The organism is Methylobacterium sp. UNCCL125 (assembly GCF_900116795.1).
Lineage (GTDB): Bacteria > Pseudomonadota > Alphaproteobacteria > Rhizobiales > Beijerinckiaceae > Methylobacterium > Methylobacterium fujisawaense.
Window position 1 is genome coordinate 1 of sequence record NZ_FPBW01000059.1, and the last position, 15,281, is coordinate 15,281.

Genomic DNA, 15,281 nt, shown 5'->3' on the forward strand with positions numbered 1-15,281 from the left:
TCGGCATCCGGCGGGACGCCTTCGCGGAGACCGGGGGCGCGGCGGCGCTGGCGAGCGTCGCGCGGGACTACGATCTGGGCGCGGCGACCGTGGGGGTGCGGGCGCAGACGGGCCTGGAGCTGGGGCTGGGTCTTCCGGTGACGCTGCGGGGTCTGGTCGGCTACCGGCGGGCGTTCGGCGACGTGGTGCCGACGGCCCTGCTGCGGTTCGGCACGGGCCCGGCCTTCCTGAGCGCGGGCGTGCCGATCGACCGGGACGCGCTGGTGGCGCAGGTCGGGCTCGATCTGGCGGTGGCGCCGAACGCGAGCCTGGGCGTGGCCTATACCGGCCAGACCGGCGCCCGCGCCCAGGATCAGGCCGTGAAGGGCACCTTCACCCTCCGGTTCTGAACACGCCGGACGACGTCGCCTCTGTCACACGCCTGACGCGGTCCGGCCGCTAGCGGACCGGACCGCTCGCTTCATCGATCGAGGGATCCGCATGCTTGACGCCACGGTGCCGGCCCTGTCCCTCGGCGCGCTTCTGGCCCTCGTCCAGATCGTCAGCATCGGCGTCGCGGGCCGGCGCCTCGGCCGGAGCCACGGGCCGTCGCGGTTTCCGGACGGCGCGCCCGTCTCCGTGGTCCGTCCGCTTCACGGGATCGAGGCTTACAGCGAGGAGATGCTCACCCGGAGCTTCCGCCTCGACTACCCGTCCTACGAGCTGATCTTCTGCGTGGCCGACCCCGGGGACCCGATCGTGCCGATGGTCCGGCGGCTGATCGCGGCCCATCCGCGCGTGCCCGCCCGCCTGATCCTCGGCGACGAGCGCCTCTGCGAGAACCCGAAGCTCAACAATTGCCTGCGGGGCTGGCGGGCCGCCGCTTACGACTGGGTGGTGCTCGCCGATTCCAACGTGGCCATGCCGCCGGACTACCTCCAGCGGCTCCAGGCGGCGTGGCGGGACGATACCGGCCTCGTCTGCTCGACCCCCGCCGGGGCGCGCCCGGGCAGCTTCATGGCCGAGGTGGAATGCGCCTTCCTGAACACCCTGCAGGCTCGCTGGCAATACGCCGCCGAGGCGTTCGGGCTGGGCTTCGCGCAGGGCAAGAGCATGCTGTGGCACAAGCCCTTTCTTGAGGCGCAGGGCGGCCTGCAGGCGCTCGCGGCCGAGATCGCCGAGGACGCGGCCGCCACCAAGCTCGTCCGGGCCGCCGGCAAGCGGGTCCACCTCGTGGCGAGCCCGTTCGAGCAGCCGCTCGGGCCGCGCGGCTTCCAGGAGGTCTGGGCGCGGCAGCTGCGCTGGGCGCGCCTGCGCCGCGTGACCTTCCCGCTGTTCTTCGCTCCCGAGATCGGCAGCGGTGTCCTGTTGCCGGCGCTTCTCATCGCCCTCTGCGCCGGCAGCTTCACGGGCCTCGTCGGCGCTGCCGGCCTCGCCGGCCTGTGCTATGCCGCCGAGCACCGGCTCGCGATCCGCGCGGGCTGGCACCGTTCGCCCCGCCTGCTGGCGGCCTTCCTGGTGCGCGACGCCCTGATCCCGGCGATCTGGCTCGGCGCCTGGATGCAGAGCGCCATCGTGTGGCGGGGCAACGCCATGGACGTGCGCCCCCGGCGGGCCGCCGAGGCGCGTCCCTACGCGCCGACGGCCTGACGGCGGCCGACGATCGGAGGCCGAAAGGTGTCGCGCCGCTACGCTCTCTACTGCCTGCCCGCCCCGGGTTCCCGGCTGGAGGTCTTCGGCCGGTCCGTCCTCGGCACCGACCCCGTCTCGGGGGCGGCGGTCCCGCACCCGGAGGGCTTGAGCGACCTCGCCGCCGTCACGGCGGGGGCCCGGATCTACGGGTTCCACGCCACCCTCAAGGCGCCGCTGCGCCTCGCGGCGGGCACCACGGAGGCGGATTTCGTCGCCGCCACCCGTGACCTCGCGGCCGCGCACCCGCCGGTGGCGGTGGGCCCGCTCCGGGTCGCCGCCCTCGGGCCGTTCCTTGCCCTCGTGCCGGAAGCTCCCCCGCCGGAGCTGGGGCTCTTCGCCGCCGAGTGCGTCGCCGCCCTCGACCCGTTCCGTGCGCCGCTCACCGAGGCCGAGCGCGCCAAGCGCCGCCCGGAGCGCCTCGACCCGCGCGGGCGGGCGCTGCTGGCGCGCTGGGGCTACCCGTACGTGTTCGAGGCCTTCCGCTTCCACATGACCCTGACCGACGCCCTGCCGGAGGCGGAGCGCGAAGCCTGGCACCGGCGCCTGTCCGAGGCCTACGCCGCCGCGGGGCCGGAGCCCCTTGTGATCGACGCCGTGTGCCTCCTGACCCAGGACGGGTCCGGCCCGTTCCGGCTCCTGGCGCGCCTGCCCTTCGGAGAGCCCCGTGGTTGACCGTCCCCTCGGACTCGAACCCGCACGCGATCCCAGCGCCCGGGTCGTGGATTGCCGCCTCGGCCACTACACGGAGGTCGGCGCGCGAACCCGCCTCACCGAGACGATCCTCGACGATTATTCCTACATCGGTCAGGATTGCGAGGTGATCTACACGACCATCGGCAAGTTCTGCTCGATCGCCGCCAGCGTGCGGATCAATCCCGGCAACCACCCGATGGAGCGCGCGTCGCAGGCGCATTTCACCTACCGGGCACGGGCCTACTGGCCGGAGGAGTCCGACGAGCCCGCCTTCTTCGACCGGCGCCGGGCGAGCCCGGTGGCGATCGGCCACGATGTCTGGATCGGCCACGGCGTCGTTGTCCTGCCCGGCCGCACCATCGGCACCGGCGCCGTGGTCGGCGCGGGCGCCATCGTCACCCGCGACGTCGAACCCTACACGATCGTTGTCGGCAATCCCGCCAAACCGGTCCGGCGCCGCTTCCCCGAGGCCGTCGCCGAACGTCTGATGCGCCTGGCATGGTGGGACTGGGATCACGAACGGCTGCGCCGGGCGCTTCCGGATTTCCGCGGCCTGCCCATCGAAGCATTCCTCGAGCACTATGAAGTTTAAGCCGGCTATCAAAATGTAATAATTGTGCCGGCAAACATAACCGATCTGTATTCGTCATCCAATCGTCGTGAAATCGGCGTTTACCTGCGGCCATTCCCCGGCGGATGGTGGCATGCTGGTTATCGAGGATCTCACGCGCCAGTACGGCGACCGGCGCGCCGTCGACGGCGTGTCGCTCCGGATCGAGCCCGGCAGCTTCGTCGGCGTGATCGGCCGGTCGGGCGCCGGCAAGTCGACGCTGCTGCGCCTGATCAACCGGCTGGCGGACCCGAGTTCGGGGCGCATCCTCCACGACGGCCGTGAGGTCACCACCCTGCGGGGCCGCGACCTGCGCGAATGGCGGACCCGCTGCGCCATGATCTTCCAGCAGTTCAACCTCGTCGGCCGCCTCGACGTGATGACCAACGTGTTGATGGGCCGGCTCAGCCACGTGCCGAGCTACCGTTCCCTGCTGCGGCAATGGTCCGCCGAAGACCGGGCCATGGCGCTCGCCGCCCTGGAGAGCTTCGACATGGGCGAGTTCGCCGGCCAGCGCGCCGACGGCCTGTCGGGCGGCCAGCAGCAGCGCGTGGCCATCGCCCGCGCCCTCGTGCAGGAGCCCGAGATCCTGCTCGCCGACGAGCCGGTGGCCTCCCTCGACCCGCGCAACACCCGGCTCGTGATGGACGCGCTGGCCGAGGTGAACCGGCGCTACGGCATCACGGTGCTGTGCAACCTGCATTCCCTCGACCTCGCGCGCGCCTATTGCGACCGTCTCGTGGGCCTCGCGGCCGGGCGGGTCGTGTTCGAGGGCGGACCGTTCGACCTCACCGAGGACGTGGCGCGCCGGCTCTACGGCCTGGAGGCCGGCGAGGTGCTGGACGATTCCGCGCAGCGCGAGGCGGAGCAGCGGGCCGCGATGCCCGGCAGGCCCGGTCTCGTGCCGGCGCGGCCGGTCCGCGAGGCCGCCCTCGGCGCCTGATCCGGGCCCTCCAAGCCCCAACAACCATTCGGGAAACGCCCGACCGGCCTCCGGCCGGCCGAACTTCCTGCCCTACGCCGTCACGAAGGACGACACGATGATCACCCGACGCACTCTCGCCGGCGCCGCCGCGGCTCTCGCCCTCCTCGGCCTGCCGGCCGCCGCCCAGGACTGGAAGGCCCAGTATCCGGAGCTGACGCTCGGCGTGATCCCGGCCGAGAACGCCTCGGGCACCGCCGACCGCTGGGCGCCGCTCACCGCCTACCTGACCAAGACGCTCGGCGTGCCGGTGAAGCTGCGGGTGGCGAGCGACTACGCCGCCGTGATCGAGGGCCAGCGGGCCGGCAACATCCAGATCGCGTGGTACGGACCGGCCTCCTTCGCGCGGGCCGTGATGACCGGCGTGAAGATCGAGCCGATCGTCAACCAGAAGCACGAGACCGGCGCCTCGGGCTACTATTCGGTGGTCTACGTTCTGGCCTCCAGCCCCTACAAGACCGTCGAGGATCTCAAGGGCAAGAACCTCGCCCTGGTCGATCCGAACTCGACCTCCGGCAACCAGGCGCCGCGCTTCTTCCTGAAGCGGGCCGGCTACGACGTGGAGAAGTTCTTCGGCAAGACCTTCTACGCGGGCAGCCACGAGAACGCCGTGCTGGCACTCACCCAGGGCACGGCCGACGCCGCCGCCAACCTGTGGAATTCCGAGACCGACACGATGGTCACCCGCATGGCCGCCAAGGGCATGCTCAAGAAGCCCGATGGCACGCCGATGCAGCAATCGGACTTCCGGGTCGTGTTCAAGTCCGACTTCCTGCCGGAGGGGCCCTTCGCCATGCTGACGAGCCTGCCGGACGACCTGAAGGCCAAGATCCGCGACGCCTTCGTGGCCCTGCCGAAGGCCGACAAGGCCGCCTTCGACCGTCTCTCCGACGGCAAGGACCAGGATCTGACGCCGGTGACCCTCAAGGATTATCAGCCGATCATCGACATGCTGCGGTTCAACGACGAGCAGCGCCGGAAGTCCTGATCCGGGCCCGCCCGCCTTGCGCGGTCTGACACCCCTGTCGCCGGAGCGGGAAGCCGCCCTCTCCGGCCTCTACGCGGCGGCGACCGGCGCTGCGCGCCGCCGCACGCTGGCGGGCTTCGCCCTTGTGGCGGCGCTCGCCCTGGTCGCCGGCTTGGTCGCCGAGGTGCGGCCGCTGGTCTTCGCCGAGAACATCGGCAAGTTCACCGCCTACATCCAGCAGATCCTGCCGCCGATCAGCCTCGAGCACCCGCTCGAAGACGTCCGCAGCTGGTACTGGGGCCTGCCCAAATGGCTGGGCCTGCTGGGCGAGACCCTGCTCATGGCCTATCTCGGGACGCTGCTCGGGGGGCTCGCGGGCTTCGCCCTCAGCTTCGTGGCCGCTGCCAACCTCGTGCGGTCGCGCCTGCTGCGCGTCGGCGCCAAGCGCCTCCTGGAATTGTGCCGCACCGTCCCCGAGGTGGTGTTCGCCCTCATCTTCGTGATCGCCTTCGGGCTCGGCCCGATGGTGGGCGTGCTCGCCATCGCGATCCACACCACGGGGGCGCTCGGCAAGCTGTTCTCCGAGGTGGTCGAGAACATCGACATGCGGCCCGTCGAGGGCCTGTCGGCCTCGGGCGCAACCTGGGTCCAGACGGTGCGCTTCGCGGTGCTGCCGCAGGTGCTGTCGAACTTCGCCTCCTACGCGCTGCTGCGCTTCGAGATCAACGTGCGCGGGGCCGGGGTGATGGGCTTCGTCGGCGCCGGCGGCATCGGCCAGGAATTCCTCGTGGCGATCCGAAATTTCTACTACGCGGACGTGAGCGCGATCCTCGTGCTGATCATCCTGACCGTGTTCTGCATCGACCTCGCCACCGAGCGGGTCCGTCACCGCCTGATCGGCGCGGAGCAGGCCCGATGAGCCCGCGTCCCGAGGCCCTGCGGGCGGCGGCCCGGGCGGACCTCGCCCGCCTGCGCGCGCGCTACCCCGCGCAGTTCCGCACCGACTGGCCGGGGCGGGCGCGGCTCGCCGCCCTGCTCGCCGTCCTGATCGGGCTCGCGGCGTTCGGCTACTGGCGCCTCGACTTCTCGATGGCGCGGATCCTCCACGGGCTCGGGCGGCTCGGTACCTTCGCGGTGCTGATGCTGCCGCCGTCCCCGGAGGGCCATTTCTGGACCTTCCTGCACGCGCTGGGCGAGACCCTGGGCATCGCCTTCCTGGGCACGCTGACGGCGGCGGTCTTCGCCTTCCCGGTGGCGTTCCTGGCGGCCCGGAACGTCGTGCCCAACCCCTTCGCGCGGTTCGCCGTCCGCCGCGGCCTCGACGTGATGCGCTCGGTGGACGTGCTGATCTGGGCGCTGATCTGGATCAACGTCGTGGGCCTGGGCCCCTTCGCGGGGGCGCTCGCCATCGCGTGCTCGGATTTCGGGGCGCTCGGAAAGCTGTTCTCCGAGGCGATCGAGACCTGCGACAAGCGTGCCGGCGAGGGCGTCGTCGCCTCGGGCGGCTCGCGCCTGCACCGCATCCGCTTCGGGCTGATCCCCGGGGTCCTGCCGGTGCTGGCGAGCCAGGTCCTGTACTTCTTCGAGTCGAACACACGGTCGGCGACGATCATCGGCATCGTCGGCGCCGGGGGCATCGGTCAGTACCTCACCGAGCTGATCCGCGTGCTGGAGCTGCAGCAGGTCGCCTTCCTGGTGCTGATGATTCTCGTCACCGTGGCGGCGATCGACTGGGTCTCGACCCGCCTGCGCCGGGCGATCATCGGGCCGGCGGCGCGCTGAGCCGGCGGCCCGATAAACCGCCGATCACCCGCCGATCACCAGCTCCACCCGGTCGGCGGCAAACAGGGTGCGGTTCGCCTGGATCGGCACGCCGGCGGGATCGATGTTGACGCTCGACACCACCAGAACGACCCGCCCCGGGGCGATGTCGAGGCGCTGCGCCTCCGCGGAATCGGCCGGCCGGGCGCGGATGCGCGTCGAGAGCCGGGTGTAATCGTGCAGGCCGCAGGCCGCGAAGGCCCGGGTGATCGAGCCGCGCTCGGCATAGGCCTCGGCGAAGCCCGCGAAGCGCGGCAGCGGCAGCCAGGTCAGCGCCGTCGAGAGCGGGGCGTCGTCCGCCCGGTGGACCGTCAGCAGCTCCAGGATCGGCGCGCCGGGGGCGAGGGCCAGGGCTGCCGCCTGCTCGGGCCCGGCCGGGACCGTGGTCGAGGCGACGAGGTCGCCCCAGGCCTCGCGTCCGGCCCCGGCGACGATTTCGGAGAACCGCGTGCGCGGCCCGATCGGGTAGGCGAGGGGTGCCTCCTCCACGAAGGTGCCCCGGCCCTGGCTGGCGCGCACGAGCCCGCCCTCGGCGAGCGCCGCGAGGGCACGTCGCACGGTGTGCCGGTTCACGGCGAAGCGCGCCGCCAGGGCGGCCTCGGCGGGCAGCTGCTGTCCCGGCGGATAGCGCCCCGCCGCGATCTCGGCCGTCAGCGCGTCGGCGATCTGCCGCCACGCCGTCAGACCCTCGCCCCGGACGAGGCCGGGTGCCTGCTCCTGCGCATCCATCCTGTCATCCAAACTTCATTTGTGCGGCGCACGCCAGTTGTCTATACACCTATACAACCGAGCGACGGAGGGATTCGCGATGACGACGAGCCCGAGACATCCGGCATCCGAGGGGGAGATCGGGGCGCGCCAGGCCGTGATGGCGCTCTGTGCCGAGGCGAGCCGCACGGACCTGGAGGCGGCCCTGTCGGTCCTCGACACCCCGGCCGCCGCGGATCTCCGGCCGCCGGAGACGGGGCTCGTGATGGCCTCAGGCCGGATCGGCGGCGACGGGCGCCCGTTCAACCTCGGCGAGGTCAGCGTGACCCGGGCCGCCATCCGCCTCGCGGACGGTCCGGCCGGCTTCGCCTACCATCTCGGCCGCGACCGCACGAAGGCGCGGCTCGCCGCGATCCTCGACGCCCTCTGGCAGGACCCGGACCGGCGCGCCCGGGTCGAGGCCGCCCTGGCGCCCGCCGCCCGGCGGCTCGCGGCGGACCGGCAACAGGCGGCCCGGCGCACGGCGGCCACCCGGGTCGACTTCCTGACCCTCGCCCGCGGAGACGATTGAGCATGCTCGCCCCCGGCTTCGCCGATCCGGTCCACGACGCGCAGGGCACCTTCCGCGCCGTGATGGACGCCCTCGCCCGCCCCGGGCTCGTCCGGCCGCTCGCCCCGTTCCTTGCGCCGTTCCTCGCGCCGCCCGCGCCGCTCACGCCGGAACTGGCCGCCGTCGCACTGGCGCTCACCGACGCCGACACGCCGGTCTGGCTGGATCCGGCCCTCGCCGAAGCCGCGGACGTCGCGGCCTACCTGCGCTTTCACACCGGCGCGCCGCTCACCGACGATCCGGCCCGGGCCGCCTTCGCGCTGGTCCGCGAGTCTCGACGCTGCCCGCCGCTGGGCCGGTTCGCCCTCGGCACGCCGGCCTACCCCGACACCTCCACCACCCTGGTGCTCGCCCTCGACACGATCACGGACGGGCAGGGGCTGAGCCTCTCCGGCCCGGGCGTCCGGGGCACGGTCCGGGTCGCGCCGGGACCTCTGCCAGACGGCTTCGCGGCGCAGCTCGCCGAGAACCGCGCCGACTTTCCGCTGGGCGTCGACCTGATCCTCACCGCGCCCGGCCGCGTGGCCGGTCTGCCGCGCTCCACGACGGTCACGGAGGCCTGACCCATGTACGTGGCCGTGAAGGGCGGCGAGGCCGCCATCGACAACGCCCATCGGCTCCTCGCCGAGGCCCGCCGGGGCGACCCCGCCGTTCCGGAACTCTCCGTGGCGCAGATCCGCGAGCAGATGGCGCTGCTCGTCGACCGGGTGATGACCGAGGGCTCGCTCTACGATCCGGACCTCGCGGCCCTGGCGCTCAAGCAGGCGCGCGGCGACGTGGTCGAGGCGGTGTTCCTGGTCCGCGCCTACCGGACCACGCTGCCCCGCTTCGGTGCCTCCGCGCCGGTCGACACCGGCACCATGGCGGTCGAGCGCCGGGTCTCCGCGACCTTCAAGGACCTGCCCGGCGGGCAGGTGCTCGGGCCGACCTTCGACTACACCCACCGGCTCGTCGACTTCGCGCTCGCGGCGGATACCGCCTCCGAGCCCGCCGCCGAGGCCGAGCCGCGCGCCGATGCCGGAACCTGCCCGCGGGTCACCGACCTGCTGGCCCAGGACGGGCTGATCGAGGCCTCGCCGCCGGACGACGGCGCCCCCGTGGGCGACCTCACCCGCGAGCCCGTGGATTACCCCGCCGACCGGGCCCTGCGCCTCCAGGCGCTCGCCCGGGGCGACGAGGGCTTCGTGCTCGGCCTCGCCTACTCGACGCAGCGCGGCTACGGCCGCACCCACCCGTTCGTCGGCGAGATCCGGGTCGGCGCGGTGGCGGTGGAGTTCGTGCCCGAGGAGCTGGGCTTCGCGGTCCCGCTCGGCCGGGTGCGGCTCACCGAGTGCCAGATGGTCAACCAGTTCAAGGGCTCGGGCGCGGCCGCGCCCCAGTTCACCCGCGGCTACGGGCTGAGCTTCGGGCAGAGCGAGCGCAAGGCCATGGCGATGGCCCTGGTGGACCGGGCGCTGCGCGCGGAGGAGCTCGGCGAGCCGGTGGCGAGCCCCGCCCAGGACCAGGAATTCGTGCTGGCCCATTGCGACAGCCTCCAGGCGACGGGCTTCGTCGAGCACCTGAAGCTCCCCCACTACGTCGACTTCCAGGCCGAGCTGGAGCTGGTCCGACGCCTGCGCGCCGAGTTCGAGCGCAAGACCGAGACCGTCGAGATGCAGGAGGCCGCCGAATGAGCGCGACAGGGATGTCCCCCTTCCTTGGTGGCTCCGCTTCCCGGGAGCTTCCGGGCCGCGCGCCGGATGACGCGCAGGTTCCCTCTCCCGAACGGGACAGGGGGCTCGTCGCGTCCGTCCTCGACGCGGCAGGAAACGCGCGCGGCTCCGGCTACAACTTCGCCTATCTCGACGAGGGCACGAAGCGGATGATCCGCCGCGCCATCCTCAAGGCCATCGCGGTGCCGGGCTACCAGGTGCCCTTCGCCTCCCGCGAGATGCCGATGCCCTACGGCTGGGGCACCGGCGGCGTGCAGGTCACGGCGGCGATCCTCGGGCAATCGGACGTGCTCAAGGTCATCGACCAGGGGGCCGACGACACCACCAACGCGGTCTCGATCCGCCGCTTCTTCGCCAAGACCTCCGGGGTGGCCACCACCACCCGCACGACGGAGGCGACGGTGATCCAGACCCGCCACCGCATCCCCGAGACGCCGCTCACCGAGGGGCAGATTCTGGTCTATCAGGTGCCGATCCCCGAGCCCCTGCGCTTCCTCGAACCGCGCGAGACCGAGACGCGCCAGCTCCACGCGCTGGCCGAGTACGGCGCCATGCACGTCAAGCTCTACGAGGACATCAGCCGCCACGGGCACATCGCCACCACCTACGCGTACCCGGTGGAGGTCGCCGGCCGCTACGTGATGGACCCGTCGCCGACGCCGAAATTCGACAATCCCAAGATGGACGACTGCCCGGCGCTCCAGCTCTTCGGCGCGGGCCGCGAGCGGCGGATCTACGCGGTGCCGCCCTATACGCGGGTGCGCAGCCTCGATTTCGAGGATCACCCGTTCCGCGTGCAGGAATTCACGCAGCCCTGCGCCCTGTGCGGCGCCCGCGGCCACTACCTCGACGAGGTGGTCACCGACGATTCCGGAGGCCGGATGTTCATCTGCTCCGACACCGACATCTGCGAGACCCGTGTCGCGGAGGCGGCCCGATGAGCGCGCCGCTCCTCTCCGCCCACGGCCTGACCAAGGCCTACGGCAGCCGGCTCGCCTGCGCGGGCATCGACCTCGACATCACGGAGGGCGAGGTGCTGGCCATCGTGGGCGAGTCCGGCTCGGGCAAGTCGACGCTCCTGTCGCTGCTCGCCGGCGAGCGGGCGCCCGATTCGGGTGAGGTCCGCTACCGGATGCGCGACGGGCAGACCCGCAGCCTCGCCGATCTCGGACCCGCCGCGCTGCGCCGGCTGATGCGCACCGACTGGGGCTTCGTCCGGCAGGACGCCCGCCAGGGCCTGCGCATGGCGGTCTCGGCCGGCGGCAATGTCGGCGAGCGGCTGATGGGCATGGGCGAGCGCCATTACGGCCGGATCCGCGGCCAGGCGCTGGACTGGCTCGGCCGGGTCGAGATCGAGGCCGGCCGGGTGGACGACCCGCCCAGCCAATTCTCCGGCGGCATGCGCCAGCGCCTCCAGATCGCCCGCAACCTCGTCACCGGGCCGCGCCTCGTGCTGATGGACGAGCCGACCTCCGGCCTCGACGTCTCGGTCCAGGCCCGGCTCCTCGACCTGATCCGGCGCCTCTCGGCCGAACTCGGCCTCGCGGTGATCATCGTGACCCACGACCTCGCGGTGGCGCGGCTGCTCTCGCACCGGATCGCCGTGATGCGGGCCGGCCGGGTGATCGAGACCGGCCTTACCGACCGGGTGCTCGACGATCCCGAGCACGCCTACACCCAGCTCCTCGTCGCCTCGGTGCTCGCCGCATGACTGCGCTTCTGACCTTCCAGGACGTCGCCAAGAGCTTCACCCTGCACCTGCGCGGCGGGATCGTCCTGCCGGTGGTGGGCGGCGTGAGCCTCGTGGTCGAGCCCGGCGAGTGCGTGGTGCTCGGCGGCCCCTCGGGGGCGGGCAAGTCCTCGCTCCTGAAGATGGCCTACGGCAATTACCGCTGCGATGCCGGCGCCATCCGGGTCCGCGACGGCGAGGCGGTGGTGGACGTCGTCCGGGCCGATCCGCGAGTGGTCTGGGCGCTGCGGGCGCGGGTCATCGCCTACGTGTCGCAGTTCCTGCGGGTGATCCCGCGGGTCCCGGCCCTCGACGTGGTCGAGGCCGCCGGCCGCGAGGGCGGGTTGTCCGAAGAGGCCGCCCGCGCCCGGGCCAAGGACCTCCTCGCCCGGCTCAACCTGCCCGAGCGGCTCTGGGGCCTGCCGCCCGCGACCTTCTCGGGAGGCGAGCAGCAGCGGGTCAATATCGCCCGGGGCCTGATCGCCGACCGGCCGCTCCTGCTCCTCGACGAGCCGACCGCCTCCCTGGACGCGCAGAACCGCGCCGTGGTGGCCGACCTCGTGCGCGAGAAGCTGAAGGCCGGCGCCGGCGTGCTCGGCATCTTCCACGACAGCGAGATGCGCGACGCTGTGGCGACCCGGGTGGTCGATGTCACCCGCTTCGCGCCGCAAGCCCGGGCAGCCTGAGGAATTCACGATGGACGACTTCATCCTCGAGAACGCGACCCTGGTCCTGCCCGACCGGGTGCAGCGCGGCTGGCTCGCCGTCTCCGACGGGGCGATCATCGAGATCGGCGAGGGCCGGGCGCCCGCGCGCGGCCTCGATTGCGGCGGCGATTACCTGATCCCCGGGCTGATCGAGCTGCACACCGACCATCTGGAGAGCCACTACGCGCCGCGCCCCAAGGTCCGCTGGCATCCGCTCGGCGCGGTGCTCGCCTACGACGCGCAGATCACCGCCTCGGGCATCACCACGGTGTTCGATTCGCTCCGCGCCGGCAGCGACCCGGACGGCAGCGGCCTCGGCTCCGAGCTGGAGCAGCTCGCCGGCGCCATCGCCGCCGCGCGGGCCGGCGACCTATTCCGGGCCGAGCACTTCACGCATCTGCGCTGCGAATTGCCCTCCACGGATGTGCTCGACACGGTGGCAACCTTCACGGCCCGCTACCCGGTGGGGCTGATCTCGCTCATGGACCACACCCCCGGCCAGCGGCAGTTCCGCGACATGGAGAAGTACTACACCTACGCCACGCGCGGCGGCCGTCCCATGGAGGAGATCCGCGCCAACACCGAGCGCAAGATCCGCGACGGTCGGTCGCTGAATGCGAAGAACCGGCCGGCCCTGGTCCAGTTCGCCCGCGAGATGGGGATCCCGCTGGCGAGCCACGACGACACCACCCTGGCGGATGTCGACCTCGCGGTCGGCGAAGGCGTGCGGCTGGCCGAGTTTCCCACCACCCTGGAGGCGGCCGAGGCCGCGCACCGCCAGGGCATCACCGTGATGATGGGCGCGCCGAACCTGATCCGCGGCGGCTCGCATTCCGGCAACGTCGCCGCCCTGGCGCTGGCCGAGGCCGGGAACCTCGACATCCTCTCGTCGGACTACGTGCCGGCGAGCCTCTTGATGGCGGCCTTCCTGCTGCCCGAGCAGGCACCGTCGATCACGCTGCCCGAGGCGCTGGCCACCGTCACGGCGAATCCCGCCCGCGCCACCGGGCTCACCGACCGGGGCGCCCTGGCGCCCGGGCTGCGGGCCGATCTCGTGCGCGTGCAGCGGGCCGAGGGCGTGCCGGTCGTCCGCGAGGTCTGGCGCGCCGGCCGGCGGGTCGCCTGATGCCGGGCTGCCTCGTCCTCGTGGTCGGCCCGAGCGGCGCCGGCAAGGACACGCTGATCCGGCTGGCCCGGGCGGCCCTGGCGGACGATCCGCGCTACGTCTTCCCGCGGCGTCTCGTGACCCGGCCACCCTCGGCGGACGAGGACAACGACGAGATCGACGAGGCTGCGTTCGCGGATGGCTGCACGGCCGGCCGCTTCACCTTGAGCTGGCGCGCCCATGGCCTCGGCTACGCCCTCCCGGCGGAGGCTGGAAGGCGCGCCGCCGACGGTCAGGTGGTGATCTGCAACGTCTCGCGCCGCATCGTCGCGGAGGCGCGGAGGACCTGCCCGCGGGTGAGCGTCGTCGAAGTCACCGCGCCGCCCGAGATCCTGGCGCAGCGTATCGCCGCCCGGGGCCGGCCGCAGGACGGCGACCTCGCCGCGCGTCTCGCCCGGGAGGGCGACGTCGTCGCGGATCTGACGATCCTCAACACCGGCTCCCCGGGCGACGCCGCGTCGCAACTCGTCGCGCATCTGCGCGCCTGCTGACGGGACATCTTCGTCCCACGCCGGGAGCGACTGCCGGGTCGCGGCGGCCGATGCACCGATCGCGCTGGAGCAACGAAAAAGGGCGGGTGCCGATATCGGCACCCGCCCTTGTTGGTCTCGGCCGGGGAAGCCCCGGCGCCGTCGGTCTCAGAGGCCGCCGAACTTGTAGTTGAAGCCGGCGCGAACGATGCTGCCCTCGGTGCGGAAGCGCGAGATGTACGCGCCGTTGCCGACACCCGGGACCGCGCCGACGAGCACGTTCTGGCTGCCGAGGTCGTAGTGCAGGTACTCGGCCTTCACCGTGATGGCGTCGTACTTGATGCCGATGTAGCGGCCGAGTGCGAAGGTGTTCAGGAAGCTGTCGGTGGGCAGGGCGAACTCGATGCCGCCGCCGTAGGCGTAGCCGACCTTGAAGTCGTCGTAGCGGCCGGCGAACTGCAGGCGGCCGCCCGGGGTGTAGAAGTTGGCGTCGTGGAACACGTTGCCGTAGGCGAGGCCGCCCATCCCGTAGACCAGAACGCGGTCGAAGGCGTAGCCGACGCGGCCCGTGAGGGTGCCGAGCCAGTCGAGGCTCTGGCGGAACTGGCTGATGTTCGGCGGGCCGCCGGCGACGTTACCGGTGCCGAGGACGACGCGGTTCTTGGTGATGTCGGTCCAGTCGATGCTGTTGGCGAGACCGACGACGATGCCGGAGCCCGGCGTGAACTGGTAGTTGTAGCCGGCGGTGCCGCCGATGTTGGCGAAGCCGTCCTGCGTGGTCGAGGTCAGGAAGGGACGGCGGCCGAGGGCCACATTGGTGGCGTTGCCCGGCTGGACGCCGACCGTGGTGATGCGCTCACGATCCGTGAAGGTGTAGGCGGACTCGAGACCGGCGTAGAAGCCCGTCCAGGTGAAGACCGGCACCGGCGTGAAGACCGGCGGCGGCGCGGCCCGGCGCGGCAGGTCGGCGGCCGAAGCGGCCGTCGTGACCAGCGCCGTCGCGGCGGTGGCGAGGAGGAACTTCTTCATCATGGCGGGGGGTCCGAGGTGATGCGTTGTTGTCCCCACTTAAGCTCGGCCGCACGGATCCCGCTATGCCCGCGAAGCCACACTGTGGCGCGAAAGCGGCGTGGATACTGCCTGTGATTGATGTTTCGGCGTTCAAGACTCATGGCCGCGGCTTGACAGCAGAGCCGGTCGTCGGGCGCCCGCGCGCCGCGGAGCTTGATCCCTGGCGGCCGACCCTCTAAGCGGACCGCGTTTTTCGCCCCTGTCCGAGCTTCGGGGCGGCTGACCAGGATTCGGGGCCCTTGTGTGGTCCCCGCCGCAGGAATGGGAATCATGGGCAAGGAAAAGTTCTCCCGCACCAAGCCGCACTGCAACATTGGCACGATTGGTCACGTTGACCACGGCAAGACGTCGTTGACGGCGGCGAT

19 protein-coding genes are annotated in these 15,281 nt (G+C 72.1%); 17 read left to right on the forward strand and 2 right to left on the reverse strand.

What is annotated here, in order from left to right; all coding sequences use genetic code 11:
* The 8 genes from BM396_RS30870 to phnE (BM396_RS30905) all read left to right on the forward strand — a co-directional run.
* Positions 1-389, forward strand: a 389-nt coding sequence (locus BM396_RS30870; protein ID WP_139239589.1) for an autotransporter outer membrane beta-barrel domain-containing protein, incomplete at its 5' end; no start/stop codon positions are given.
* Between the two features lie 91 nt (positions 390-480).
* Positions 481-1,629 (forward strand): glycosyltransferase, encoded by a 1,149-nt coding sequence (locus BM396_RS30875; RefSeq protein WP_043387940.1) that lies wholly within the window; start codon positions 481-483, stop codon positions 1,627-1,629.
* Positions 1,630-1,656: 27 nt separating this feature from the next.
* Positions 1,657-2,343 (forward strand): DUF1045 domain-containing protein, encoded by a 687-nt coding sequence (locus BM396_RS30880; protein WP_043387939.1) that lies wholly within the window; start codon positions 1,657-1,659, stop codon positions 2,341-2,343.
* Complete coding sequence (locus BM396_RS30885) at positions 2,336-2,956, forward strand: LbetaH domain-containing protein (protein ID WP_043387937.1); 621 nt, start codon at positions 2,336-2,338, stop codon at positions 2,954-2,956. Before BM396_RS30880 ends, BM396_RS30885 begins: the two co-directional genes overlap by 8 nt.
* A gap of 112 nt (positions 2,957-3,068) precedes the next feature.
* A complete protein-coding gene (gene phnC, locus BM396_RS30890) occupies positions 3,069-3,917 on the forward strand; it encodes a phosphonate ABC transporter ATP-binding protein (RefSeq protein ID WP_043387936.1) in 849 nt (282 codons plus the stop codon).
* Between the two features lie 97 nt (positions 3,918-4,014).
* Complete coding sequence (gene phnD, locus BM396_RS30895; protein WP_043387933.1) at positions 4,015-4,944, forward strand: phosphonate ABC transporter substrate-binding protein; 930 nt, start codon at positions 4,015-4,017, stop codon at positions 4,942-4,944.
* A 16-nt stretch (positions 4,945-4,960) separates the two neighbouring features.
* Positions 4,961-5,842, forward strand: a complete 882-nt coding sequence (phnE, locus tag BM396_RS30900; RefSeq protein ID WP_043355022.1) for a phosphonate ABC transporter, permease protein PhnE — start codon at positions 4,961-4,963, stop codon at positions 5,840-5,842.
* Positions 5,839-6,705 carry a phosphonate ABC transporter, permease protein PhnE gene (phnE, locus tag BM396_RS30905; RefSeq protein ID WP_043387931.1) on the forward strand — a complete coding sequence of 289 codons (867 nt, stop codon included), beginning with the start codon at positions 5,839-5,841 and terminating at the stop codon, positions 6,703-6,705. Before phnE (BM396_RS30900) ends, phnE (BM396_RS30905) begins: the two co-directional genes overlap by 4 nt.
* Before the next feature lie 24 nt (positions 6,706-6,729).
* On the opposite strand, the gene phnF is transcribed toward phnE (BM396_RS30905), so the two are convergent.
* Positions 6,730-7,473 (reverse strand): phosphonate metabolism transcriptional regulator PhnF, encoded by a 744-nt coding sequence (phnF, locus tag BM396_RS30910; protein ID WP_043387929.1) that lies wholly within the window; start codon positions 7,471-7,473, stop codon positions 6,730-6,732.
* Positions 7,474-7,552: 79 nt separating this feature from the next.
* Between phnF and phnG the strand changes: the two genes are divergently transcribed.
* From phnG to phnN, 8 genes are read left to right on the forward strand one after another with little or no spacing between them, the layout of a single operon-like run.
* On the forward strand, positions 7,553-8,023 hold the full coding sequence (gene phnG / locus BM396_RS30915) for a phosphonate C-P lyase system protein PhnG (RefSeq protein ID WP_170861899.1): 471 nt from the start codon (positions 7,553-7,555) through the stop codon (positions 8,021-8,023).
* A 2-nt stretch (positions 8,024-8,025) separates the two neighbouring features.
* Positions 8,026-8,625 (forward strand): phosphonate C-P lyase system protein PhnH, encoded by a 600-nt coding sequence (gene phnH, locus BM396_RS30920; RefSeq protein WP_043387927.1) that lies wholly within the window; start codon positions 8,026-8,028, stop codon positions 8,623-8,625.
* Between the two features lie 3 nt (positions 8,626-8,628).
* A complete protein-coding gene (locus tag BM396_RS30925; protein ID WP_043387925.1) occupies positions 8,629-9,735 on the forward strand; it encodes a carbon-phosphorus lyase complex subunit in 1,107 nt (368 codons plus the stop codon).
* 11 nt (positions 9,736-9,746) lie between these two features.
* Positions 9,747-10,715 carry an alpha-D-ribose 1-methylphosphonate 5-phosphate C-P-lyase PhnJ gene (locus tag BM396_RS30930; RefSeq protein ID WP_170867534.1) on the forward strand — a complete coding sequence of 323 codons (969 nt, stop codon included), beginning with the start codon at positions 9,747-9,749 and terminating at the stop codon, positions 10,713-10,715.
* Entirely contained in the window at positions 10,712-11,485 is a 774-nt protein-coding gene (gene phnK / locus BM396_RS30935) for a phosphonate C-P lyase system protein PhnK (RefSeq protein ID WP_043387923.1), read from the forward strand. The genes BM396_RS30930 and phnK overlap by 4 nt, the downstream gene beginning before the upstream one ends.
* The gene (gene phnL, locus BM396_RS30940; protein ID WP_043387921.1) at positions 11,482-12,189 is read left to right on the forward strand and encodes a phosphonate C-P lyase system protein PhnL; all 708 of its coding nucleotides are present in this window, start codon (positions 11,482-11,484) and stop codon (positions 12,187-12,189) included. Before phnK ends, phnL begins: the two co-directional genes overlap by 4 nt.
* A 10-nt stretch (positions 12,190-12,199) precedes the next feature.
* Positions 12,200-13,336, forward strand: a complete 1,137-nt coding sequence (locus BM396_RS30945) for an alpha-D-ribose 1-methylphosphonate 5-triphosphate diphosphatase (RefSeq protein ID WP_043387919.1) — start codon at positions 12,200-12,202, stop codon at positions 13,334-13,336.
* On the forward strand, positions 13,336-13,866 hold the full coding sequence (gene phnN / locus BM396_RS30950) for a phosphonate metabolism protein/1,5-bisphosphokinase (PRPP-forming) PhnN (protein ID WP_170867535.1): 531 nt from the start codon (positions 13,336-13,338) through the stop codon (positions 13,864-13,866). The genes BM396_RS30945 and phnN overlap by 1 nt, the downstream gene beginning before the upstream one ends.
* 147 nt (positions 13,867-14,013) lie before the next feature.
* On the opposite strand, the gene BM396_RS30955 is transcribed toward phnN, so the two are convergent.
* A complete protein-coding gene (locus tag BM396_RS30955) occupies positions 14,014-14,877 on the reverse strand; it encodes an outer membrane protein (protein ID WP_043351243.1) in 864 nt (287 codons plus the stop codon).
* Positions 14,878-15,186: 309 nt separating this feature from the next.
* On the opposite strand from BM396_RS30955, the gene BM396_RS33180 reads away from it, so the two are divergent.
* A partial coding sequence (locus BM396_RS33180) for a GTP-binding protein (protein ID WP_133250949.1) occupies positions 15,187-15,281 on the forward strand: 95 nt, incomplete at its 3' end.